Here is a 23,033-nt window from a genome sequence, read left to right on the forward strand (position 1 = left end):
ATGAGCGTCACCGGCACGTCCCCGACCCTCAACCGCGCGCTGCTGCTCAGCCCGGTGGTGTTGACCCTGCTTGCCCTGATCGCCATTCCGCTGGGGATCATGGGCTACATCAGCCTGTTGCCGCGCAACCTCTACGGCGGCGTCGACTGGCAGGCCGACTGGCAACTGCAAAGCTACGTGCAGCTGTTTTTCCAGGAAGGCTTCGACGGCGGTCTCGAACTGAACTGGGTGTACGCCCAGGCCCTGCTGCGCTCAGTGTTCCAGGCCGGCGGCACCACGGTGCTGTGCTTCCTGTTCGGCTTTCCGGTGGCGCTGTGGATGTCGAGCCTGACCCCGCGCCGGCGCAACCTGATGGTGTTGCTCATCACCATTCCGTTCTGGACCAACCTGCTGATCCGCAACTACGCCTGGCTGATCATCCTGCGCGAGCAGGGCTGGGTCGCCCAGAGCCTCAACGCGCTGTTGCCCCAGGCCGGCGGCATCACCCTGCTCTACAACGACTTCGCGGTCAGCGTCGGGCTGGTCTACAGCTTCCTGCCGTTCATGATCCTGCCGATCTACTCGACCCTGGAGAAACTCGATTGGCGCCTGGTGGAGGCCGCCTACGACCTGGGCGCCAACCGCTGGCACGCGCTGCGCCGGATCATCCTGCCGCTGTCGATGCCCGGCGTGATCGCCGGCGCACTGCTGGTGTTCGTGCCGAGCCTGGGGGCGTTCATCACCCCGGCGATCCTGGGCGGCGGCAAGACGCTGATGATCGGCAACCTGATCCAGCAGCAGTTCGGCACCGCACGCAACTGGCCCCTGGGCAGTTCGCTGTCGTTCCTGCTGCTGGGGATCCTGTTGCTGTCGCTGGTGCTGTACGCCCTCTACAGCCGCAACGCGGCCAAGAACCTCCACCGGGGAGCCCGCCCATGATCGCCCTGCACCTGAAGAAACTGCCCGCCACCCGGGAGATCAGCCTGCTGATCCTGGCCTACCTGTATCTGCCGATCCTGGTGCTGATCGTCTACAGCTTCAACGCCAACCGTTCGGCGACCGTGTGGACCGAGTTCTCGTTCGCCTGGTACGGGCGGATCCTGGCCAACCCGTCGATCCAGACGGCGGCGCTGAACTCGGTGATCGTCGCGGCCATCGCCACGGTATGCGCCACGGCCATCGCGCTGCTGGCGGCGCTGGCCACCTGCCGGCCGTTCTACGGGCAGAAGATGGTCGAGGGCGGGATCAACCTGCCGCTGATCCTGCCGGAGATCGTCACCGCCGTGGCGACCTTGCTGCTGTTCATGTCGCTGGGGATCAAGCTCGGCCTGCTGACGGTGATCGTGGCGCACATCGGCTTCTGCATCCCGTTCGCCTACCTGCCGATCCGCGCGCGCCTCAACGATCTGGACCGGAGCCTGCTGGAGGCGGCCAATGACCTGTACGCCAACCCGTGGCAGGTGTTCCGCCGCGTGACCCTGCCGCTGCTGTGGCCGGCGGTGCTGTCCGGCGCCGTGCTGGCGTTCGTGGTCAGCCTCGACGATTTCATCATGACCTTCTTCGTCGCAGGCCCCGGTTCCACCACGCTGCCGGTGTACATCTTCTCGGCGATCAAGGCCGGCGTGACCCCGGAGATCAACGCGATCTCGACCCTGATGCTGGTGATTTCCATCGTGCTCGTGGTGCTGGCCTTCTGGCTGGGCCAGCGCGGCAAACAACAATGAAGAAAACCTGGAGCGCTCTCATGAAAACCAAAGGCATGCGTCTGGCGGTATCCGGTCTGGCCCTGAGTTGTCTCACCGCGTTCGGCGCCCACGCCGCCGAGCCCAAGGAGCTGTTCTTCTACAACTGGACCGACTACTACCCGGTGGATCTGCTGGCCAAGTTCGAGAAAGAGACCGGCATCAAGGTCACCATGGACGGCTACGACAGCAACGAGACCCTGCTGGCCAAACTGCAGGCCGGCGGCGCAGCGTACGACGTGATCGTGCCGTCGCAGTCGATCATGCAGACGCTGATCCAGCAGAACCTGCTGCTGGAGATCGACGCGCCGGGCCTGAGCAACTTCCAGTACGTCAAAGGGCCGTTCCGTGACCCGAGCTTCGACCCCGGCCGCAAATACTCGGCGCCGTACCTGTGGGGCACCACCGGGTTCTCCTACGACAGCGCGCGGGTGCCGGGCGGCAAGCTGGACGACTCGTGGAAGGAGTTCTTCGAACCGCGCAAGGAACTGCAAGGCCAGCTCGCCGCCCTCGACACCTCCAGCAGCGTGATCAACGCCGCCAGCCATTACCTGAACGTCGACGAGTGCACGGAAAACCCGCAGGACGCCAAACGCATCCTGGAGCTGCTGCAGAAGCAGAAGCCGTTCCTGAAGATGTACAGCTCCGACAACACCGTCGACCGCATGGCCTCCGGCGAAGTGATCATGATGCAGAACTGGAACGGCTCCACCGCCCGCGCCACCTTGCAGAAGAGCACCATCCGCTACGTGTACCCCCGCGAAGGCCTGGCGATGTTCCAGGACAACTTCGCCGTCCCCAGGAGCGCGCCGCACCCGGGCAACGCGAAGATCTTCATCGACTGGATGATGAAACCGGAAAACGCCGCCGCCGTGTCCAACGCCATCGCCTACGCCAACGGCATCCAGAGCGATCAGTTGCTCGACGCGAAATGGAAGGTCATGGACGCCATCAACATGCCCGACGAATACGCCTCGCGCCTGCGCCCGGAAAAGGAATGCAGCAACAAGGCGCGGGAGCTGCAGGACCGCATCTGGTCCAAGCTCAAGGGCTGAAGACCGCATCGCGGCCATCGCGGGCAGGCTCGCTCCCACAGGAGCCTGGGTTTGCGCACATTCCCCTGTGGGAGCCGGCTTGCTGGCGATGGCGCCAGTCCAGGCACCACAGGCCTGGAGCTGCGGTGCGACGACTCGACTTGCGAGCGATGAGGCCCGCCCCGACAACATCGAAATAGAGGTATGAAATGTCCCACCCCCGCTGGCTCAGAAACGTACGCCCCTACGGCGCCCCCGCCGAAGACCTGCTGATCGAGGACGGCCGCTTCACCCAGCGCCGCGCCGCGTCCCCGGCGCCCCTGGCCGCCACCGACATCGACGGCAAGCACCGCCTGCTGACCGCCAGCCTGGTGGAAAGCCACGTCCACCTGGACAAGACCCTCTACGGCCAGCCCTGGCGCCCGAACAGCGCAGGCCCGACCCTCAAGGACTACATCGCCAACGAACGCCGGGTGCTGCGCGAGGTCCGCGCGCCGATCGCCGTACGCGCCGGGGCCCTGCTGGAGAACTGCATCGCCCGCGGTTCGCTGACGATGCGCTGCCACGTCGACATCGACCCGGAATTCGGCCTGCGCCATGTCGAAGCCATGCTGCAACTGCGCGAACGCTACAACGACCTGATCGACCTGCAACTGGTGGTGTTCCCGCAGACCGGCCTGATCAGCCGCCCCGGCACCGCCGACCTGATGCGCGAAGCCATGGCCCTGGGCGTGGAGAACGTCGGCGGACTCGACCCCTGCGGCATCGACAACGACCCCATCGCGCAACTGGACTTCGTGTTTTCGTTGGCCGCCGAATTCGGGCGCGGCGTCGACATTCACCTGCACGACAAGGGCGAGCTGGGCCTGTGGCAGATCGCCCGGATCGCCGACTTCACCGAACGCTTCGGCCTGCAGGGCGGTGTGATGATCAGCCACGCCTATTGCCTGGGCATGCTGCCGTGGAGCCAGGTCCGGCCGATGGCCGAACGGCTGGCGGCGCTGGGGATTTCGCTGATGAGCTCGGCGCCGGCCGATTGCCCGGTGCCGCCGTTCCTGGCCCTGCGTGAGGTCGGGGTCAACGTGTGCCTGGGCTCGGACGGCATCCGCGACGCGTGGTCGCCGATGGGCAACGGCGACATGCTGGAACGGGCGATGCTGCTGGCGTTCCGGTTCGACCTGAACAAGGACGAGGAACTGGCCGCGGCGTTCGACGCAGCCACGGTCAACGGGGCCCGCGCCTTGGGCGTCGAGGGGCATGGCTTCGGCATCGGCCGGGCGGCCGACTTTCTGCTGATGCCGGTGGAGACCCTCGGCGAGGCGGTGGTGGCGCGGCCGGTGCGGCAAGTCTATCGGGGCGGCGAACTGATCGCCGACGGCGGCCGCCTGCTGGGCAGCCGCTTGTGAAGCGCTCGGGCCTGAAGGCCGCTTGCGTGGTCGGCTTCGACGGCACGCGGCATGTGCTGTGGCGCGACGGCGAGGTGGTGTTCGAAGGCTCTCGCATCGTGTTCGTCGGGCGCGGTTATCCGGGGCCGGTGGACAGCTGGACCGATTACGGCAATGCCCTGATCGGTCCCGGCTTCATCGACCTCGACGCCCTCGGCGACCTCGACTCCACGGTGCTGACTCTCGACAACGGCGACGAGCGCGCCATGGGCCGCATGTGGTCGGCGGACTATCTGGCGGCCGGTCCGCGGGAGTCGTTCAGCGCCGACGAAGAGGTCTTCAAGTACCGCTACGCCTTCACCCAACTGATCCGCAACGGCATCACCACGGCGATGCCGATCACCTCGATGTACTATCGCGAATGGGCGGAGCGCTACGACGAGTTTGCGGCGGTCGCCGATGTCGCCGCCGAGCTGGGCCTGCGCACCTACCTGGGCCCCTGCTACATGAGCGGCATGAGTTACTGGCGCGCCGACGGCACCCTCGCCCATCACTGGGACGAAGGCCGGGGCCTGGCTGGGCTCGATGACGCCGAGCGGTTCTTCAAGGATTTCGACGGCGCCCATGACGGGCTGATCCGCGGCGCCCTGCTGCCCGATCGCATCCAGACCTGCACCCCGGCGCTGCTGCAACGCACCGCCGCACTGAGCCACGAACTGAACGCGCCGGTGCGCCTGCACTGCTGTCAGGCGCCCGGGGAAGTGGCGATGGTCGAGCGCTTGCACGGCACCTCGCCGCTGGGCTGGCTGCAACGGCTCGGCCTGCTGACCCCGCGCAGCCTGCTGCCCCACGGCATCTACACCCGTGGCGACGACGACCTGCAACGGCTGATCGACGGCGGCGCGAGCCTGGTGCATTGCCCGCTGGTGTTCGTCCGGGACGGCGAAGCGCTGGACTCGTTCGGGCGCCACCGGGCCCGAGGCGTCAACTTCGCCCTCGGCACCGACACCTGGCCGGCGGACTTGCTGTCGAACATGCGCCACGGCCTGAACATCGCCCGGCTGATGGAGGGCGGCCCCTCGCTGACCTGCGGCCTGGACCTGTACAACGCCGCCACCCTCGGCGGCGCCCAGGCGCTGGGCCGCGACGACCTCGGCCGGCTCGCGCCGGGCGCCAAGGCCGACATCACCGTGTTCAGCCTGCGCGGGATGCACCTGGGGCCGCTGTTCGACCCGCTGAAGAACCTGCTGCTGGCCGGTCGCGGCGACGACTGCATCGCCAGCTACATCGACGGCCGCTGCGTGATGCGCGACGGCCAGGTCATTGGCGTGGACTACCCGTCCCTGCAGCGCCAGGCCCAACGCCAATACGAAAAACTGATGCGCAGCCACAGCGACCGGGCCTTCGGTCGACCGGACTGGAAAACCCTGTTCCGCCCGGCCATCCCATTCGCCGACGACTACAGCGCCGACGCGCCCTTGAGCGCCATCGATCCCCTTCCTTAGAGATTTCTGCCATGCACAGCTTCGATTTCAGCCGACTCAGCCCGCGGGAAAAGTACAAGATCCTCATCGGCAGCGTGGTGCCCCGGCCGATTGCGCTGGTCACCACCGTGGACGGCGAAGGCCGGGTCAACGCCGCGCCGTTCAGCTTCTTCAATGCGCTGTCGGCGGACCCGCCGATCCTGGCCCTGGGCGTGGAGAACTATCAGGATCAGAGCCCCAAGGACACCACCCGCAACATCCAGCTGAATCAGGAGTTCACCGTGAACATCGTCAGCGATGCCCTGGTGGAGGCCATGAACGTCTGCGCCGTGCCCTTCGCGCCGGGCTTCGACGAACTGACCGCCGCCGGCCTGACCGCCATCGCCGGCACCACGGTCAAATGCCCGCGCATCGGCGAGGCGCCGGTGGCGCTGGAATGCCGACGGATGATGGCGCTGTCCATCGGCCAGTCCCGGGAAATCATCCTGGGCGAAGTGTTGATGGCCCACGTGCGCGACGAACTGATCGACCCCAAGACCCTGTACATCGACCAACTGGGCCTGGACGCCATCGGCCGCATGGGCGGCCATGGCTACGCCCGCACCCGCGACTACTTCGACCTGCCGACCCGCTCGCTGCAGGCCTGGACCGAAGCGCCGGGCGGCGGCGAAAGGCTTTGGCCTTCGGCCGAATGACCGCCGCCGTGCCTTGTGGGAACGGGCTTGTCAGCTCCCACAAGGTTGGTGGTGTACATGGACTGATCCTTTGTGGGAGCCAGCCTGCTGGCGATAGCGATGGGTCAGGCAACAGAGATGTCGGCTGTGCCGGCCTCATCGCTGGCAAGCCAGCTCCCACAGGTTTTGTGGTGTGCCTGGATCTTGCAGACACCCGAGATCCCTTGTGGGAGCCAGCCTGCTGGCGATGGCGGTGGGTCAGGCAACAGGGATGTCGGCAGTGCCGGCCTCATCGCTTGCAGGCAAGCTCCTACAGGTTTTGGGGTGAACATGAATCCTGCGGACACCCGAGATCCCTTGTGGGAGCCAGCCTGCTGGCGATGGCGGTGGGTCAGGTAACAGGGATGTCGGCAGTGCCGGCCTCATCGCTTGCAGGCAAGCTCCTACAGGTTTTGGGGTGAACATGAATCCTGCGGACACCGGTGATACCTGTGGGAGCCGGCTTGCCGGCGATGGCGGTGAGTCAGGCAACAGAGATGCTAGGAGTGCCGGCCCCATCGCTTGCAGGCAAGCTCCTACAGGTTTTGGGGTGAACATGAATCCTGCGGACACCGGTGATACCTGTGGGAGCCGGCTTGCCGGCGATGGCGGTGGGTCAGGCAACAGAGATGTCGGCAGGGCCGGCCCCATCGCTTGCAGGCAAGCTCCTACAGGTTTTGGGGTGAACCTGAATGTTGCGGGCACCGCAGCTCCCACAGTTTTTGGGGTGGGGGTCAGTGGAAGTCGCGGCTCTGCACGCGGATACCGTTGAGCAGCGGGCTCAGGTCGCTCAGCCGTCCGGCGATCAGGTGCCGCACTTCACCTTCGCGCTCCCAGCGGCCATCGACCTTGAGCAGTTGCGAGCCCACCAGCACCCGGCGCTGGCGGTCGGCCAGGTCGCGCCAGACCACCACGTTGACGTTGCCGAACTCGTCCTCGAGGGTGACGAAGGTCACGCCGCTGGCGGTGCCCGGCCGTTGGCGTCCGGTCACCAGCCCGGCGATGCTGACCGGCCGGCCGTGCTCGACCTCCTGCAACTCCCGCGAACTGCGGCACCGCCGCGCCCTCAGTTCATCGCGCAGCAACGCCAGCGGATGCGGCCCCAAGGTGGTGCCGAGGGTGGCGTAATCGGCGTGCAGGTCTTCGCCGACGCTGGGCTTGGGCAGCACGACTTCCGGTTCATCCTGCCCCGGCAACCCGGCGAACAGCCCAAGCTGCGCCTGCACCCCGGCCACTTCCCAGCGCGCCCGGTGGCGGTGGCCCGCCAGCCCGCGCAACGCCCCGCAGTCCGCCAGCAACGCCAGGGCCCGGCTGTCGAGCCCTGCCCGTCCGCCCAGGTCGGTGAGGTCGGCGAAGGCGCCCCGCTCCCGCGCCGCCTCGATGCGCCGGGCGTCCTCTTCGCGAAAGCCCTTGACCAGGCGCAACCCCATGCGGATCGCCGGCTGCCCGCCGGCCATGGGTTCCAGGCCGCAATCCCAGTCGCTGGCGCGCACGTCCACCGGGCGGATCTGCAAATGATGCCGTCGGGCGTCCTGGAGGATCTGGTCCGGGCTGTAGAACCCCATCGGCCAACTGTTGATCAGCGCACAGGCGAACGCCGCCGGCTCGTGGCACTTGAGCCAGCAACTGGCATAGGTGAGCAAGGCGAAGCTGGCGGCATGGGACTCGGGAAACCCGTAGCTGCCGAAACCCTTGATCTGTTCGAAGATCTGCGCGGCGAACTCCGGCGAGTAGCCGTTCTTCTTCATGCCGGCGGCCAGCCGTTCCTTGTGCGGCTCCAGCCCGCCATGACGCTTCCACGCGGCCATGGAGCGGCGCAGCTGGTCGGCCTCGCCGGGGCTGTAGTCGGCCGCGACGATGGCGATCTGCATCACCTGCTCCTGGAACAGCGGCACGCCGAGGGTGCGCTTGAGCACCGTCTCCAGTTCCGGTGACGGATAGGTTTCCTTTTCCTCCTTGTTCCGGCGGCGCAGGTACGGATGCACCATCCCGCCCTGGATCGGCCCCGGGCGGACGATGGCCACCTCGATCACCAGGTCGTAGAAGTTCTGCGGCCGCAACCGGGGCAGCATCGACATCTGCGCCCGCGACTCGATCTGGAACACGCCGATGGTGTCGGCGCGGCTGATCATGTCGTAGGTCGGCCGGTCATCGGCCGGAATCGTCGCCAGGCTCAGGTCCCTGTTGCGGTGGCGGCGCAGCAGGTCGAAGCAACGGCGGATCGCGCTGAGCATGCCGAGGGCGAGGATGTCGACCTTGAGCAGCCCGACCGCGTCGAGGTCGTCCTTGTCCCACTGGATGACCGTGCGGTCGGCCATGGCGGCGTTCTCCACCGGCACCAGGGTGTCCAGCGGCTCTTGGGAAATCACGAACCCGCCGGGGTGCTGCGACAAGTGCCGGGGGAAGCCGATCAGTTGCCCGGTCAGGCTCAGCACCCGGCGCAGGATCGGGCTGTCCGGGTCGAATCCGCCTTCGCGCAAACGCTCGAGCGGCGGCACGTCGTCGCTCCAGTGGCCGCAGCAGTCGGCCAGCGCGTTGACCTGATCCGGCGGCAGGCCCAGGGCCTTGGCCACGTCGCGTACGGCGCCGGCGGCGTGGTAGGTGCTGACCACCGCCGTCAACGCGGCACGGCTGCGGCCGTAACGGCGGAACACATACTGCAGGACCTCTTCGCGGCGTTCGTGTTCGAAATCCACGTCGATGTCCGGCGGCTCGTTGCGCTCCTTGGACATGAAACGCTCGAACAGCAGCGTGGTGCGGTTCGGGTCGATCTCGGTGATGCCCAGGGCAAAGCACACCGCCGAGTTGGCCGCCGAGCCGCGTCCCTGGCAGAGGATGCGCTGATCACGGGCGAACCTCACGACGTCGTGGACGGTGAGGAAGTAGCTTTCGTAACCCAGCTCGGCGATCAGTTTCAGTTCCTTGTTGATCTGCCTCAGCACCTTGTAGGGCGCCCCTTTTTGCCAGCGCCAGGCGATGCCGTCCTTGGTCAGTCGCCGCAGCCAGGAACGGCCGGTGTGCCCGTCGGGCACCAGCTCTTGCGGGTATCGGTACTGCAACTGCCCCAGGTCGAAGGTGCAGCGCCGAGCCAGATCCACCGAGGCTTGCAGCAGGGCCGGCGGATAGAGCCCGCGCAGCGCGTCGAGGCTGCGCAGGTGCCGCTCGCCGTTGGGGTGCAAGCGCAGCCCGGCCTCGGCCACCGGGACGTGGTGGCGGATCGCGGTCATGGTGTCCTGCAACGCCCGGCGGCCACGGGCGTGCATGTGCACGTCGCCGCTGGCCAGCGCCGGGATGCCCAGCCCGTCGGCCAGTTCCAGCAACGCCGCCAGCCGTTGGCGGTCGTCCTGCCCGCAATGCAGCTGCACCGCCAGCCACAGGCGCTCGCCGAAGGCCTGCCGCAGCCAGCGGCCTTCTTCGATGTCATCGGTGGCGTCCGGTACCCACAGCGCCTGCAACCCCGGCAGCGGCTCGCTGAAGTCCTCGCGCAGCACCTGATAGCAGCCTTTCTGCGTGCGCCGCCGGGCACGGGTGATCAGGCCGCACAGGGCCTGATAGCCTTCGAGGGTCTCCACCAGCAGCACCAGTTTCGGGCCCTGGTCGATGCGCACCTCGCTGCCGATGACCAGCGGCAGTTCAACGGATTTCGCCGCCTGCCAAGCCCGGACGATCCCGGCCAAGGTGCATTCGTCAGTGATCGCCAGGGCCTGGTAGCCCTGCTGCTTCGCCCGCTGGAACAGCTCCAGCGCACTGGAGGCACCGCGCTGGAAACTGAAGTTCGACAGGCAGTGCAGTTCGGCGTAGCCGTCGCTCATGCGAACCAGCCCTGCAGCCACAGCGGACCGCCCTCGCCCACCGTCCGGTAGGCCCAGCCCTGCTGCCCGGCGCGGTTCTGGATCAGGTAGTAGTCGCGGCGCACGTCGTCACCGTCCCACCAGCCGGATTCGATGCGCTCCGGGCCCATGAGGATCCGCGCCGCCCCCTCGGGCACCGCCTGCGGCTCGTCCAGCAACCAGCCCGGACGGTGCACGCCCGGCAGCGGCGCGCAAGGCAGTTTGTCGACACCGGTTTGCCATGCGCATTCGGGGCGGTGATCGGCCTGGAAACGCAGGCCCTGCACCGCGTCGTCCCCCAGCCGGGCGCGCAGGCGTTCGCGCAGCTGTTCCCAGGGCAAGGTCTGCTGGGGACGCTCGTCGAACAGCTCCTGATGCTGGGGCACGAAGTCGGGCAGGTCCTCGGCGCACAGGCGAAACCCGCGAACCGGCGCCTCGACCTGCACCTGTTCCAGGCGCCCGCGGGCCAGTTCGAACAGCATCGCCGGATCGCGCTCGGCGCTGAGCAGGCCGACCTTGATCAACGTGTCCGGCAGGCCGGCATGCTCAAGGTGCAGGTCGAACCGCTGCACACCGCTGTCGCGGCCGCAGAGGAACGCCGCCAGGTCGGCGGTCAGGCGGCGCAACGGGAACAGCAGCGCCTGATGGGACTGCACGTCGAAATTGAGCTCGATGCGCACGTCGAAGCGGTCCGGCGGCTGGTAGAACGCCAGCGCCAGCGGCCGTGCGCCGAACAGGGTGTCCAGGTGCTTGAGCATCTGCGCCTCGAAACGCCTTGCCAGGGCCTGACGCGGCAAGGCCTGCACCTGGCCGAGGTGGCGCAGGCCCATGCGCTCCAGCGCCGTGGCCACGTTCGGCGCCAGCCCGACCCGGTCGACGGGCAGCCGTCCCAGATGATGGCGCAAGGCTTCGCCGTCGGGCACCACCAGACCGTCGCCGACGTTGGCCAGCACCCGCGCCGCCGCCGGGTTGGGCGCGGCGACGATGCGGTGGCGAAAGCCCAGCGCCGTCAGCTCCGAGCGCAGCAGCGCCTCGAACTGTGCCCAGGAACCGAACAGGCCGAGGCTGGACTCGATCTCGAACACCACGGTGCGCGGGTAATGCACGCTGACCTGCGCGCTGAAGCGGTAGGCCCAGGCGGCGAGAAAGCATTGCCAGTGTTCGACCTCGGCCATGTCGTACTCGGCGCTGGCGAAATCCCGGGTCAGGGCCTGGGCGGCGGTCATCGACTGGCCGGGGCGCAGGCCCTGGGCCCTGGCCGCGTCGTTCACGGCCTGCAGCACCCGGCGCTGGGCCGGGCCGCTGAGCAGCGCCAACGGTTGGTCGGGATCGGGGCGTTGACGCAGCACCGCATCGAGCGCCAATTGCGGAAACAGGATGCAGACCCAGCGCATGGCGGCCTCAATGCCCCACGGCAAAGGCGATCGGCGCCGTGCGGGCCAGCCCGCCACGGCACTTGAGCACCCGCAGCTGCGCCGGCCGGGCGTCGACGGCGATCCGCAGCGCCGCCGGCGACGGGTTGGCCGCTTCGCTCAACGGGCGCCAGGCGAACGCCAGGGTCTGGCCGGTTTCCGCCGCCACCTGCAAGCGCCGCAGCGCCCGGTCATCGGCCTTGTGCGGCCAGCACAGCACCGCGCCGCAACTGCCCGAGCGCAGGCATTGCTCCGCCGCCCACAGGGCCTCGCGCTCGCCGGCCCGGATCACCGACAACTGGCGCAGATCGACGCCGGCATTGGCCCAGGCCTGGGGGTACGGCACGAACGGCGGCGCCACCAGCACGATGCGCTCGCCCGCCGTCGACAGCCGCGCCAGGGTCGGCCACACCAGGTGCAGCTCGCCGACGCCGGGGCCTGCGAACAGGATTTCGCTCAACGCCGACTCCGGCCAGCCGCCGCCGGGCAACGCCGCGTCCAGCGCAGGGTGGCCGGTGGGCTGCGGGCTGGCGGCCGGGACTGCAGGCCGGCCCTTCCAGACCTGGCCGCCATTGAACAGCGTGTCCAACGCAACGACGGCGCCCATCAGCCTTGCCTCACCAGGCCGCAGAACACCCCTTCGATGGCCAGGTCCTGGTCGGCCCGCACCACGATGGGCCGGTACGCGGGGTTGCGCGGCAGCAGGCGGATCTCATCGCCGACCCGCTCGAAACGCTTGATGGTGACCTCGCCGTCGAGGCGCGCCACCACGATCTGGCCGTTGAGCGCCTCGGGGTTGCGCCGCACGCCCACCAGGTCGCCGTCGAGGATGCCGTCCTCGATCATCGAGTCGCCCTGCACCCGCAGCAGGTAGTCCGGTGCGCGGGCGAACAGCGCCGGGTCGAGCATCAGGCGGTTGTGGACCTCGGCGTCGGCGCCGATAGGCGCACCCGCCGCCACCCGGCCCAGCACCGGCACGTCCAGCAGCTCCGGACGCGGCGGCTGGTTGAGCAGGCGGATGCCCCGGGCCTGATGCGGATTGACCTCGATGAACCCGGCTTCGGTGAGCGCCAGCACATGCTTGCGCGCCACGCTGCGGGAGGCGAAACCAAAAGCCTCGCTGATTTCAGCGAGGCTCGGGGGCTGACCGTGTTCGGCGATGCGTTCGCGGATGAAGGTCAGGATGGCGGTACGGCGGGGAGTCAGGGTCGTCATGGAGTACATTTGTACTCCACCGGGGTTTTTCTGGCAACGACCGTCAGTCAGGCCAAAACCTGTAGGAGCTTGCCTGCAAGCGATGAGGCCGGCACAGCCGACATCTCTGTTGCCTGGCCCACCGCCATCGCCGGCAAGCCGGCTCCCACAGGTATCACCGGTGTCCGCAGGATCCATGCACACCGCCATCGCCAGCAGGCTGGCTCCCACAGAATTCAGCAGCGGCCGCAGTTCTGTGCCCACCGCAAAAACCTGTGGGAGCTGGCTTGCCAGCGATGAGGCCGGCACTGCCGACATCTGCGGTGACTGGCCCCCCGCCATCGCCGGCAAGCCGGCTCCCACAGGTATCACCGGTGTCCGCAGGATCCATGCACACCGCCATCGCCAGCAGGCTGGCTCCCACAGAATTCAGCAGCGGCCGCAGTTCTGTGCCCACCGCAAAAACCTGTGGGAGCTGGCTTGCCAGCGATGAGGCCGGCACTGCCGACATCTGCGGTGACTGGCCCCCCGCCATCGCCGGCAAGCCGGCTCCCACAGGTATCACCGGTGTCCGCAGGATCCATGCACACCGCCATCGCCAGCAGGCTGGCTCCCACAGAATTCAGCAGCGGCCGCAGTTCTGTGCCCGCAGGGAACTTGGTCACCCATCGTCCTGGCGCATGAACCCTGACCATCACCGAAGGTTTGTTACAGGATGTTTACGAAATTTTGACCAACGATCTTCTACAGTTGCACGCGAACCGCGTGTGTTTTCTATTCGAGTAGAGGAAAAAACCCAATGGCTGCAGGCAAAGGACTGCGTTTACCGTCCATCACCCCCACCCGTCTGGTACTGCTGTTTTCCCTGGCGCTGGTGGCGCTGTACAACCTGGCGACATGGAAGGCGCTGGGCACGCTGATCACCTTGCAGGGCGCACACAAGCTGGCGTTCTTCGCCTCATTCGGCCTGTTCCTGTGGGCCGCCATCACCCTGCTGCTGACCCTGGTGTCGTTCCGCTGGACGCTGAAGCCGGCGCTGACCCTGGTCGCCCTGCTCTCGGCCTGCGCCGCCTATTTCATGAACGAGTACGGCATCACCATCGACACGGTGATGATCCAGAACGTGTTCGAAACCAACCCGGAAGAAGCCTCCGCGCTGTTCAGCGGCAAGCTGCTGGCCTATGTGCTGGTGCTCGGCGTGGTGCCGGCGGCGCTGATCTGGCGCTGGCCGGTGGCGTACCGGCCGTTCTTTCGCGGGCTGCTGAACAAGGTGCTGGTGATGGTGGCCTGCGTGCTGGTGATCGGCGCGTCGGTGGGTGCGTTCTACTCGACCTACGCGCCGATCTTCCGCGAGGAAGACAAGCTCACCCACTTCATCAACCCGACCAACTACATCTACGCGATCAGCAAGTACGCCAAGCAGCGGCTGGGGATCAAAAAGCACTTCGTGGTGCAGGCCGTCGGCGAAGACGCGGTGATGAGCGCCAAGGCCGCCGCCCGCGGGAAGAAGTCGCTGATGGTGTTCGTGGTCGGCGAAACCGCCCGGGCCGACCACTTCTCGCTCAACGGCTATGAGCGCGAGACCAACCCCGAGCTGAGCAAGCTGGACATCCTCAACTTCACCCAGGTGCACTCCTGCGGCACGTCCACGGCGGTGTCGGTGCCGTGCATGTTCTCGATGTTCCCCCGCGAGGACTACAGCGACAAGAAAGGCAAGACCTACGAAGGCCTGCTCGACATCCTCCAGCGCGCCGGCGTGCAGGTGCTGTGGCTGGACAACAACAGCGACTGCAAGGGCACCTGCCTGCGGGTGCCGCACCGCGATATCGCCAAGAACCAGCCGGGGCCGTTCTGCGACGGCAACAACTGCCTGGACGAGGCGCTGCTGGCGGACCTGCAGGGCTACATCGACAGCCTCAAGGGCCACGCGATCATCGTCCTGCACGCCGACGGCAGCCACGGCCCGGAATACTACGAGCGCTACCCGAAGGAGCAGGAACGCTTCAAGCCGATCTGCCACACCAACCAGTTGGGCAGTTGCAGCCGCGAGGAACTGGTGAACGTGTACGACAACACGATCCTGTACACCGACCACTTCCTGGCCAAGGTGATCGAGCTGCTCAAGCGCAACCAGGACACCCTCGACACGTCGATGCTGTACGTTTCCGACCACGGCGAATCCCTGGGCGAGAACGGCCTGTACCTGCACGCCGCGCCTTACGCCTTGGCTCCCGAGGCGCAGACCCATGTGCCGATGGTGATGTGGTTCGGCAACAATACCTTGGCGCAAATGGGCATCGACCGTGGCTGCCTGCAAGGCAAAAGCGGCCAGCCGGACCTGAGCCACGACAACCTGTTCCACTCGGTGCTGGGGCTGTTCGAAGTCAAGACCTCGCTGTACCAGCCGGGGCTGGACATCTTCCGGGGCTGCCGGCCGGCGATGACGGCTGCGCAGTGAGCCATGCGGGGGCGGATGAATGCAGGATTTGCTGCCCCCGCAAAACCTGTAGGCGCTTGCCTGCAAGCGATGACGCCGGCACATCCTGCACCTGTCGAGGCTGATCCACCGCCATCGCCAGCAGGCTGGCTCCCACAGTTGGAATTGCGGCAGGTCAGCAGGTGAGTTGCGCCAGGTACTGCCACGGGTAGATCCCGCGCTGATGGCCGTCGCTGAACACCAGTTGCAGGCCATAGCCCTGGGGGTTGAGTTCGATGATCCGGACTCGCTCATCGACCTGCGGTGTCATGCCTCGCAGGCGCAAGGCCCGGCACTGCGAGCACGGGCAGCGGCGGCGCAACTCCGCGTACCCCAGGCGCTGTTCGCGCCCGTCCGGCCAGTTCAAGCGCAATGTCTGCCCGGCCGAGGCATTGCCGATGGCCAACGGGCTCATTGCAACTGACTCAAAGCAATGCGCACGGCCTTGCGCACTTCCGGGTCGCCGTCGTCCTGGGCGGCCTGCAACGCGGCCACCGCGCCGCGGTCGTTGAGTTCGCCCAGGGCCAACGCCGCCTCCTTGCGCAGGTTGCTGATGCGGTGGCCCAGGGTCTCGATCAACGCATCCAACGCGGCGACATGGCGCAGGCGACCGAGGCTGCGGGCGGCGCGCAGGCGCACTTGCCAGTAGTCGTCGCTCAGGGCCTGGATCAGGGCCGGGCCGGCGTCGGGGTGGCCGACCTTGCCCAGGGTCGTGGCGGCTTCTTCGCGCACGGGCCAGGCCGCGTCCTGCAACGCCCGTTGCAGGGCGGGCAGCACATCGGCGCCGGACGCCAGCCCAAGGGCGCCGGTGGCGGCGCGGCGCACTTCGCTGTCCGGGTCGGTGCTGGCCAGCCGTGCCAGCGCCGGTAGCGCATCGAGCCGTTTGAGCCAGCCGAGCACCCCCACCGCTTCGCGGCGCACGCCCGCCTCGGCGTCGTCGAGCGCCGCCACCGCTGCCGGTGCCGCTTCGGCCAGGCGCAGTTCTCGCAGGGCCCGCCAGGCCGCCGTGCGCACACAGGTTGCGGCGTGCGCCGTCCACGGCAGGATCACCCGGCCTGCGGCTTCGCTCTTGAGCAGGCTCAGGCTTTGCGCCGCAGCGACCTGCACCGCCGGCGACGGATCGATCAGGGCCCGGCACAAGGCCTCGACCACCGGCGCGTCTTCCCAGGCCTCCAGCAGGCGCGCCGCTTCGGCGCGCACGTCTTCGGCGGGATCGTCCGTCAGCCGGTCCACCAGCCACAGCAGGCCGTCGGGCTCTTCGAGGTCGGCCAGGTCGATCAGGGCGATGCGGCGCACGCCCGGATCCTCGGCGGTCAGGCGCGGTTGCAGGGCGAGGATGTCGGCGTTGTCGGTCACAGCAAAAAAAGAGGTCATGGGCTCACCACGGCTTAGGTTCGGACGGTGCGTTTGCGCCGCTGTCGGTGGGCGGTGGGAAACGCGGGATGTTCTTGTCTTGGCGTCCGGGGTGGCCGGATGGCGTCTTGCGTTGTCGGTGGCGGCCTCATCGCCAGCAGGCTGGCTCCCGCACGTTGGCTTGTGGGGCAGATAGAAAACGGTGGGAGCCAGCCCTGCTGGCGATGGCGTCAGTGAGCGCGCCACGGATCAGCGCAGCAGGTACGGGATCTCCACTTTCACCGCCCCGGTCGGGCAGTCCTTTTCGCAGGGCATGCAGTACCAGCACTCGTCGAAGGCCATGTAGGCCTTCTGCGTGGCCGGGTTGATCGCCAGCAGATCCATCGGGCAGACGTCGACGCATACGGTGCAGCCCTTGTCGGCGATGCATTTGTCCTCGTCCACGGTGACGGGGGCGTTGGAGCGGAAAAAGATATCCTGGGCTTGATGGGCCATGGTCGGGGCTCTCTCTGGGTGCGGTTCAGGCGGCGCCGACCCGCAGGCGGTCGTAGGCCTGCATTTCAACGGCGTCCAGGGGAATGATGTAAGGCTCGACGGGCTTCTTGAAGCTGGTCATGCGCCCGTCCTCGCCTTTCTTCAGGTGGCAATGGCAGAACCATTCGCGGTCGTTGCGCTCGGGGTGGTCGACCCGGTAGTGGTACAGGCCCCAGCGGCTTTCGGTGCGGAACAGCGAGGCGCGGGCGGCCATTTCGGCGCAGTCGCGGATCACGCTGACTTCCATGGCGCGCATCAGTTCATGGGCGTTGTGGGCCTTGAGCTGTTCGAGGTCGCGTTCGATGTCGCTGAAGCGTTGCAGGCCGATCTCCATCTTCTTGGTCACCTTCGGCGGTTGCAGGTAGTCGTTGACGAAGCGCCGCAGCTTGTACTCGACCTGGGCCGGCGGCAGGCCGTGCTCGCGCGCAAGCGGCGCGAACACCCGCGCCCGCTCCCGCTCGATCTGTTCGGCATCCAGTGCGGTGAACCCGCGCCCTTCCACGAACTGCGCCGCGTTCTGCCCGGCGAACCCGCCATAGGTGAACGCGCCGAGCATGTAGTTGTGCGGCACCGCCGCCATGTCACCGGCCGAATACAGGCCCTTGACCGAGGTCTCGGCCCGCTCGTTGACCCACACCCCGGACGCCGAATGGCCGCTGCAGAAGCCGATCTCCGAGATGTGCATCTCGACCATCTGCGTGCGGTAGTCGGTGCCGCGGTTGGCGTGGAACTGGCCGCGGCTCGGGCGTTCGTTGCTGTGCAGGATCTGTTCGATGTCCTGGATGGTTTCTTCGGCCAGGTGATCGAGCTTGAGGAACACCGGCCCGTTGCCGCTTTCCAGTTCCTGGTGGAACTCGCGCATCATCTGCCCGCTCCAGTAGTCGCATTCGATGAAGCGCTCGCCCTTGTTGTTGGCGGTGTAGCCGCCCAGGGGGCCGGTGACGTAGGCGCAGGCCGGGCCGTTGTAGTCCTTGATCAGCGGGTTGATCTGGAAGCATTCCAGGTTCGCCAGTTCGGCCCCGGCGTGGTAGGCCATGGCATAGCCGTCGCCGGCGTTGGTCGGGTTCTCGTAGGTGCCCATCAGGTAGCCGGAGGACGGCAGGCCCAGGCGCCCGGCGGCGCCGCAGGCCAGGATCACCGCCTTGGCCTTGATCACATGGAAGTCGGCGGTGCGGCAGTCGAAACCCATGACGCCGTTGACCGTGCCCTCTTCGTCCGTCAGCAGGCGGGTGCAGACCAGACGGTTGGTGATGCTCACCCGCGCCCGCTTCAATTGGCGGTAGAGGACTTTCTTGATGTCGTGCCCTTCCGGCATCGGCAGCACGTAGGCGCCCATGTGGTGGACTTTCTTCACGGCGTAGTCGCCGGTTTCGTCCTTCTCGAACTTCACGCCCCAGCGGTCGAGTTGCTCGATGGTCTGGAAGCTGTGGGTGGCGTAGGCGTACACCGCCGCCTGGTTGACGATGCCGTCGTTGGCGACGGTGATTTCCTTGGTGTACTGCTCAGGCGTCGAATGGCCGGGAATGACCGCGTTGTTCAGGCCGTCCATGCCCATGCTGATCGCGCCGCTGCGCTTGACGTTGGCCTTGTCCACCAGCAGCACGCGCAGGTCGCGGTTGTGCTCCTTGGCCTTGATCGCCGCCATGGGGCCGGCGGTGCCGCCGCCGATCACGACGATGTCGTATTCCTGTTCGATGGTGGTGCCTGCCGTCGAATCCTGCGTCATGTGCGCTCCCCTTTTTGCCGGTCGATCCGCAGGCGGTACTGGAACGCATCGCCGCGGTAGTAAAGGTGTTCGAAATCCAGGGGCTGGCCGTCGGCATCGTGGGTCAGGCGCTCGATGTGCATGATCGGCGAACCGGCCTCGACGCCCAGCGCCTGGGTCAGGTCGTCGTCGGCCAGCACCGCGTCGATGGCCAAGTCCGCATGCCCCAGCGCCAGGCCGCAGTCGTTCTCCAGGATCAGGAAGATGTCGCGGGTCACCAGGTCGGCCTTCTCCAGGCGCTCGCCCAGGTGCTTGGGCAGGTAGGTGATCTCCAGCGAGACCGGCTCGCGGTTGATCAGCCGCACGCGTTTGATCTGCGCCACGGTGTCGCCTTCGGCCACTTGCAGGCGTTCGGCGATGCGCGCGTCGGCGGCGATGAACCTGAAGCTGCGCAGGCGGTTGATCACCTCGTAGCCGCGGCCGGCCAGGGATTCGGCCAGGCCTTGCAGGGTGCTGACGTTCTGGAAAGTCTTGGGCTTGGCGACGAACGTGCCCTTGCCGTGGATCTTGAAGATCAGCCCTTCCTTCTGCAGATCGCCCAGCGCCTGGCGCACGGTGATGCGGCTGACCTTGAACATCGCGCCCAACTCGCTTTCGGAGGGCATCTGGCTGTCTTGCGGGTATTGGCCGTCGAGGATGCGCGTGCGCAGCACATCGCGCAGTTGGGTGTGCAACGGGACGCTGCCCAGGGAAAGGAGGTTGTCGGTCATCGGCGATCACTTGTCATAACGAGTTATGACGTGATCTTAGGGAAGCGGTGTCAGGCTTGAGAAATATTGTTTGGGCATAACCTTAGATGCGGTGGCTGCGGGAGCGGCTGTCTTGCCCTGCGGTGCGCTCACTGGCGTCATCGCCAGCAGGCTGGCTCCCACATTGTTCTGCAGTGATCGCCAACCTTGCAGCCGACCGAGATCCCTTGTGGGAGCCAGCCTGCTGGCGATGGCGTCAGTCCGGAAGCCGCAGGGCGTCACCCGCGCTTGAGGATCCGGTCCATCACCCAATCGGTCTTCAGGGCCTCGGCGGCCACCGCCGGGTGCTGCGCCTGGCCGCGGATGTGGGCGTTCATGCCCAGGACGTGATGCCACTGGATGTGTTCGTGATGGGGGATGTGCAGGCTGACGTGTTCATCGGCGTGCAGTTCGACGGGTTGTTCGTCGAACACGGAAAAACCGATCCGCCCGCGGCTGCCGACGATCTCGACCCGGTCCTCGCGCCGATCCGCGGCAAAACTCCAGCAACCCATGCCCAGGGCGCCGCCGGCGAACCGCCAACTGGCGCCGACGGCATCTTCGGCCGCGTACAGCCCGGCCTGGCGTGCGGTGAAGCCGGCCACGTCGACGATATCGCCGAGCAGGTACTGGAACAGGTCCAGGCCATGGCTGGCCAGGTCGGCGAAATAGCCGCCGCCGGCCACCGCCGGGTCGGTGCGCCAGTTGTCGCCGCCCTCAAGGTCGGTCGTCGACGGCGCCTTGGTCAGCGTCCAGCTCAGCAGCCGGACCTCGCCGATCCGCCCTTCGTCCAGCCATTGCCGCACCTGCCGGAAGCGCGGCAGGGAACGGCGGTAATAGGACACGAACAGGTGCAGGCCGGCATCGGCGAACGCCTGGTGCATCTCGCGGCTTTGCCCGGCGTTGAGCGCCATGGGCTTTTCCACGCAGCAATGCTTGCCGGCGGCGGCGACCTTGAGGCTGTAGGCGTGATGGCTGTCGGGAGGCGTGGCGATGTACACCGCGTCCACGTCGGGGTCGTTGATCAGGGCGTCGGCGTCGGTGTAGAACCGCCCGACGCCGTGGCGGGCGGCGTAGTCGCTGACGGCGTCGAGCCGTCGCCCCATCACCGCCACCAACGCCGAACCTGGCGCCTTGCGCAGCGCCGGGCCGCTCTTGCGTTCAGTGACGCTGCCGCAGCCGATCATGCCCCACCGCACCACGTCCATGCCGAGCCCTCAGCCGATGCGCAAGGCGCGCAGGTCGAGGCGACCGTCCTGGAGCGGCGGGCACCAGTAATAGCCGCCGGTGATCGGCCGGCTGATGCGGTACAGGCCGTCGGTGATGCCGTCCTCCAGGCCGCTCATGCGCCGCAGCTGCGCTTCGAAGGCGTCGAGGGAGAAGCCGAACGCGAGGAACATCAGGCCGGCGCGGTCGCCTTCGATCCACGGCATCGAACGGCGCACCACGAACGCTTCGGGCGCGAAGCTTTCCTGGGCGGTGCGTTTGACGTGGGCGGAGACCGGCGCGTCGTCGATCTCTTCGTTGTCGCTCAGGCGACGGCCCATGATGTTGTCCTTGTCTTCGGCGGACAGCGCGTGGAACCCCTTGAGGTCATGCTGCCATTGCTGGATCGCGGCGAAGCTGCCGCCGACCAGGCCCTGCGCGCCCTCGCTCACCAGCGCGGCGGCCACGGCGGCTTCGTCGTGGGGGTTTTCGGTGCCGTCCTCGTAACCGGTGAGGTCGTGGCCGCCCATGTGGCGGAAGGCTTCCTGCTTCTGCACCAGGCGCAGGGCCGGGGCCAGCGCCGCCTCGAACGCGTGGCTGCGGTTGAGCAGTTCGCCACGGTCGGTGCCGTGCAGCCAGACCCACAGCGCATGCTGGGTCGACGGGTTCTCCACGCCCACGCCGGTCAGCGCCGGGAAGCTGCGCAGGCCGTCGATGTCCACCTTGAGCGCCTTGGCCAGGGACTCGCCGAAACCGACCACCGCCGATTTGCCGTCCACCAGGTTCAGCAGGTTGTCGATCGCCTGCGGCAGCGCCTCAAGCGATTCAAGGGCGAAAAACAGGTGACGTGCCTGCGGCGGAACGGGGGTGGCGAGGATGCCCGGCTGGTAGTGACTCATGTGAACTCCTTGGGAAAGAGCGCGGAGTTTAACTGTAGCCGGAGGGTTTGTGTGGGTTCAGAACAGAGGTTATTCGTGAGCGCCGCCGTCATGGCGCCACGCGCTGGGGCTCATCCCCGTCCAGCGCTTGAACGCCCGGCGGAAGCTGCGCACGTCGCTGTAGCCGACTTCCTCGGTGATGCGTTCGATGGGCATCTGCGGGTTGGCCAACAGGCTCATGGTGCGGGCCTGGCGCACTTGCTCCAGCAATGCTTCGAAGGTCAGCGCGTGCTCGGTCAGGCGTCGGCGCAGGGTGCGGCTGCTCATGTTCAGGTCGCCGGCGATCTTCTCGATGTGGCTGCCCCGGCTCAGGTCCCGCGCGATCGCCCGCTCCACGGCCTGGATCAGGTCCAGTTTCTGGTGCACCTGCGCCGCCTCCAGTTCCAGCAGCTTGACCGCCTGACGCAAGGCCAGCGAATGGTGGTTGGGCAGGTTCACGTCCAGCCAGCGCACGTCGAGCAGCATGCGGTTGTGCAGGCAGCCGAAGCGCACGTCCGGCCCCAGCAGGCGCCGGTATTCGTCGAGGTAGTCCGGCGCGGCGTGGACGAACTCCACCGCGATGGCCTTGAAGTCCTCCCCCACCAAAGCCCGCCCGTAGACCAGCAGGCTGGCGAAGAACTCCTCCACCGCGAACATCTGCACTTCGGCGAACGGTAGGCGGCATTCGGCGTTGACGAACACCTGCTCCCCCACCACGTCCACGCTGGACACCACGATCCCGCCGGAGGTGTGCTGATGGCGGATGCCCAGGGCGAAGGCGTCGCGCAGGGTCTTGCACAGCGACAGCACGTGGCCCAGCAGGCCCAGCGTGCCCAGCACGTTCTGCGCCCCGACCCACAGGCCCAGCCCCTGGTTGGGCAAGGCCTTGAGCGCGCGCTGGATCATGGCCACGGCCTGGCGGTAGGAGATGCGCTGCGCCGGGTCCTGCAGGTCGTCGAGGGTGAAACCCAGGCCACGGCACAGGGTTTGCGGCTGGATGCCCTTGAGTTGCGCGACTTCGGCCAGGGTCTGCAGCAGGAACGGCGACACCAGCGCCAGTTCGTAGGTGGGGTCTTGGACTTTGACGTTCATGGGGCTGGACATTCCGGATCGTGCTGAGTTGTTATTTTTGTAACCGGTTATGTCACAAGAAGTTAGCACAGGGCCGGCGGCCTGTCCGCAGATGCCCCCCTGCGTGTCCGCCAATACCCTGCCCCGGCGTGCGCCAAAGGCTTGATCCTAGGCTGCCGGCGCCCCGTGCGGCCGCGCCGCGTCCCCATC

Annotated in this window: 19 protein-coding genes; 7 read left to right on the forward strand and 12 right to left on the reverse strand. The window is 67.2% G+C overall.

Annotated elements, in window-relative coordinates:
* From CAG41_RS19760 to CAG41_RS19785, 6 genes are all read left to right on the forward strand, one after another.
* Positions 1–918 (forward strand): ABC transporter permease, encoded by a 918-nt coding sequence (locus CAG41_RS19760; protein WP_085585756.1) that lies wholly within the window; start codon positions 1–3, stop codon positions 916–918.
* Entirely contained in the window at positions 915–1,703 is a 789-nt protein-coding gene (locus CAG41_RS19765; RefSeq protein ID WP_085585754.1) for an ABC transporter permease, read from the forward strand. The genes CAG41_RS19760 and CAG41_RS19765 overlap by 4 nt, the downstream gene beginning before the upstream one ends.
* A 20-nt stretch (positions 1,704–1,723) precedes the next feature.
* Positions 1,724–2,776, forward strand: coding sequence for an extracellular solute-binding protein (locus CAG41_RS19770; protein WP_085585752.1), 1,053 nt, complete (start codon positions 1,724–1,726; stop codon positions 2,774–2,776).
* A gap of 188 nt (positions 2,777–2,964) precedes the next feature.
* Positions 2,965–4,161 carry an amidohydrolase family protein gene (locus CAG41_RS19775; RefSeq protein ID WP_085633001.1) on the forward strand — a complete coding sequence of 399 codons (1,197 nt, stop codon included), beginning with the start codon at positions 2,965–2,967 and terminating at the stop codon, positions 4,159–4,161.
* A complete protein-coding gene (locus CAG41_RS19780; RefSeq protein WP_085707366.1) occupies positions 4,158–5,645 on the forward strand; it encodes an amidohydrolase family protein in 1,488 nt (495 codons plus the stop codon). Before CAG41_RS19775 ends, CAG41_RS19780 begins: the two co-directional genes overlap by 4 nt.
* A gap of 11 nt (positions 5,646–5,656) precedes the next feature.
* Positions 5,657–6,319 (forward strand): flavin reductase family protein, encoded by a 663-nt coding sequence (locus CAG41_RS19785; protein ID WP_085632997.1) that lies wholly within the window; start codon positions 5,657–5,659, stop codon positions 6,317–6,319.
* A 752-nt stretch (positions 6,320–7,071) separates the two neighbouring features.
* Here CAG41_RS19785 and CAG41_RS19790 read toward each other — a convergent pair.
* Genes CAG41_RS19790 through lexA form a run of 4 tightly spaced genes read right to left on the reverse strand, consistent with a single transcriptional unit; the run spans position 7,072 to position 12,803 of the window.
* Positions 7,072–10,149, reverse strand: coding sequence for an error-prone DNA polymerase (locus tag CAG41_RS19790; protein ID WP_085707367.1), 3,078 nt, complete (start codon positions 10,147–10,149; stop codon positions 7,072–7,074).
* Positions 10,146–11,561 (reverse strand): DNA polymerase Y family protein, encoded by a 1,416-nt coding sequence (locus CAG41_RS19795; protein ID WP_085632995.1) that lies wholly within the window; start codon positions 11,559–11,561, stop codon positions 10,146–10,148. The genes CAG41_RS19790 and CAG41_RS19795 overlap by 4 nt, the downstream gene beginning before the upstream one ends.
* A gap of 7 nt (positions 11,562–11,568) precedes the next feature.
* A complete protein-coding gene (imuA, locus tag CAG41_RS19800) occupies positions 11,569–12,186 on the reverse strand; it encodes a translesion DNA synthesis-associated protein ImuA (protein ID WP_085585740.1) in 618 nt (205 codons plus the stop codon).
* Complete coding sequence (gene lexA, locus CAG41_RS19805; RefSeq protein WP_085632993.1) at positions 12,186–12,803, reverse strand: transcriptional repressor LexA; 618 nt, start codon at positions 12,801–12,803, stop codon at positions 12,186–12,188. Before lexA ends, imuA begins: the two co-directional genes overlap by 1 nt.
* A 769-nt stretch (positions 12,804–13,572) precedes the next feature.
* Here lexA and CAG41_RS19810 point away from each other — a divergent pair.
* The gene (locus CAG41_RS19810; RefSeq protein ID WP_085707368.1) at positions 13,573–15,231 is read left to right on the forward strand and encodes a phosphoethanolamine transferase; all 1,659 of its coding nucleotides are present in this window, start codon (positions 13,573–13,575) and stop codon (positions 15,229–15,231) included.
* Between the two features lie 154 nt (positions 15,232–15,385).
* On the opposite strand, the gene CAG41_RS19815 is transcribed toward CAG41_RS19810, so the two are convergent.
* The 8 genes from CAG41_RS19815 to CAG41_RS19850 all read right to left on the reverse strand — a co-directional run bounded on the left by CAG41_RS19815 (position 15,386) and on the right by CAG41_RS19850 (position 22,844).
* On the reverse strand, positions 15,386–15,664 hold the full coding sequence (locus CAG41_RS19815) for a DUF971 domain-containing protein (RefSeq protein WP_085632989.1): 279 nt from the start codon (positions 15,662–15,664) through the stop codon (positions 15,386–15,388).
* Positions 15,661–16,623 (reverse strand): HEAT repeat domain-containing protein, encoded by a 963-nt coding sequence (locus tag CAG41_RS19820; RefSeq protein WP_085632987.1) that lies wholly within the window; start codon positions 16,621–16,623, stop codon positions 15,661–15,663. Before CAG41_RS19820 ends, CAG41_RS19815 begins: the two co-directional genes overlap by 4 nt.
* Positions 16,624–16,851: 228 nt before the next feature.
* Positions 16,852–17,097 (reverse strand): ferredoxin family protein, encoded by a 246-nt coding sequence (locus CAG41_RS19825; RefSeq protein ID WP_085585730.1) that lies wholly within the window; start codon positions 17,095–17,097, stop codon positions 16,852–16,854.
* A 25-nt stretch (positions 17,098–17,122) separates the two neighbouring features.
* Positions 17,123–18,862, reverse strand: a complete 1,740-nt coding sequence (locus CAG41_RS19830; RefSeq protein ID WP_085585728.1) for a fumarate reductase/succinate dehydrogenase flavoprotein subunit — start codon at positions 18,860–18,862, stop codon at positions 17,123–17,125.
* A complete protein-coding gene (locus tag CAG41_RS19835) occupies positions 18,859–19,611 on the reverse strand; it encodes a GntR family transcriptional regulator (protein WP_085707369.1) in 753 nt (250 codons plus the stop codon). Before CAG41_RS19835 ends, CAG41_RS19830 begins: the two co-directional genes overlap by 4 nt.
* Positions 19,612–19,868: 257 nt before the next feature.
* The gene (locus CAG41_RS19840; protein ID WP_085707370.1) at positions 19,869–20,837 is read right to left on the reverse strand and encodes a Gfo/Idh/MocA family protein; all 969 of its coding nucleotides are present in this window, start codon (positions 20,835–20,837) and stop codon (positions 19,869–19,871) included.
* Between the two features lie 9 nt (positions 20,838–20,846).
* Positions 20,847–21,734 (reverse strand): Dyp-type peroxidase, encoded by an 888-nt coding sequence (locus CAG41_RS19845; protein WP_085585722.1) that lies wholly within the window; start codon positions 21,732–21,734, stop codon positions 20,847–20,849.
* A gap of 69 nt (positions 21,735–21,803) precedes the next feature.
* Entirely contained in the window at positions 21,804–22,844 is a 1,041-nt protein-coding gene (locus CAG41_RS19850; protein WP_085585720.1) for an AraC family transcriptional regulator, read from the reverse strand.
* Between the last annotated feature and the right edge of the window lie 189 nt (positions 22,845–23,033).

The sequence above is a fragment of the Pseudomonas sp. B35(2017) genome, assembly GCF_002113645.1.
Lineage (GTDB): Bacteria > Pseudomonadota > Gammaproteobacteria > Pseudomonadales > Pseudomonadaceae > Aquipseudomonas > Aquipseudomonas ekonensis.

What these genes read in the sequence shown, in the direction of transcription:
- CAG41_RS19760 (WP_085585756.1), top strand. Translation starts at nt 1, where the DNA reads ATGAGCGTCACCGGCACGTCCCCGACCCTCAACCGCGCGCTGCTGCTC.
- CAG41_RS19765 (WP_085585754.1), top strand. Translation starts at nt 915, where the DNA reads ATGATCGCCCTGCACCTGAAGAAACTGCCCGCCACCCGGGAGATCAGC.
- CAG41_RS19770 (WP_085585752.1), top strand. Translation starts at nt 1,724, where the DNA reads ATGAAAACCAAAGGCATGCGTCTGGCGGTATCCGGTCTGGCCCTGAGT.
- CAG41_RS19775 (WP_085633001.1), top strand. Translation starts at nt 2,965, where the DNA reads ATGTCCCACCCCCGCTGGCTCAGAAACGTACGCCCCTACGGCGCCCCC.
- CAG41_RS19785 (WP_085632997.1), top strand. Translation starts at nt 5,657, where the DNA reads ATGCACAGCTTCGATTTCAGCCGACTCAGCCCGCGGGAAAAGTACAAG.
- CAG41_RS19790 (WP_085707367.1), bottom strand. Translation starts at nt 10,149, where the DNA reads ATGAGCGACGGCTACGCCGAACTGCACTGCCTGTCGAACTTCAGTTTC.
- CAG41_RS19795 (WP_085632995.1), bottom strand. Translation starts at nt 11,561, where the DNA reads ATGCGCTGGGTCTGCATCCTGTTTCCGCAATTGGCGCTCGATGCGGTG.
- imuA (WP_085585740.1), bottom strand. Translation starts at nt 12,186, where the DNA reads ATGGGCGCCGTCGTTGCGTTGGACACGCTGTTCAATGGCGGCCAGGTC.
- lexA (WP_085632993.1), bottom strand. Translation starts at nt 12,803, where the DNA reads ATGTACTCCATGACGACCCTGACTCCCCGCCGTACCGCCATCCTGACC.
- CAG41_RS19810 (WP_085707368.1), top strand. Translation starts at nt 13,573, where the DNA reads ATGGCTGCAGGCAAAGGACTGCGTTTACCGTCCATCACCCCCACCCGT.
- CAG41_RS19815 (WP_085632989.1), bottom strand. Translation starts at nt 15,664, where the DNA reads ATGAGCCCGTTGGCCATCGGCAATGCCTCGGCCGGGCAGACATTGCGC.
- CAG41_RS19820 (WP_085632987.1), bottom strand. Translation starts at nt 16,623, where the DNA reads ATGACCTCTTTTTTTGCTGTGACCGACAACGCCGACATCCTCGCCCTG.
- CAG41_RS19825 (WP_085585730.1), bottom strand. Translation starts at nt 17,097, where the DNA reads ATGGCCCATCAAGCCCAGGATATCTTTTTCCGCTCCAACGCCCCCGTC.
- CAG41_RS19830 (WP_085585728.1), bottom strand. Translation starts at nt 18,862, where the DNA reads ATGACGCAGGATTCGACGGCAGGCACCACCATCGAACAGGAATACGAC.
- CAG41_RS19835 (WP_085707369.1), bottom strand. Translation starts at nt 19,611, where the DNA reads ATGACCGACAACCTCCTTTCCCTGGGCAGCGTCCCGTTGCACACCCAA.
- CAG41_RS19840 (WP_085707370.1), bottom strand. Translation starts at nt 20,837, where the DNA reads ATGGACGTGGTGCGGTGGGGCATGATCGGCTGCGGCAGCGTCACTGAA.
- CAG41_RS19845 (WP_085585722.1), bottom strand. Translation starts at nt 21,734, where the DNA reads ATGAGTCACTACCAGCCGGGCATCCTCGCCACCCCCGTTCCGCCGCAG.
- CAG41_RS19850 (WP_085585720.1), bottom strand. Translation starts at nt 22,844, where the DNA reads ATGAACGTCAAAGTCCAAGACCCCACCTACGAACTGGCGCTGGTGTCG.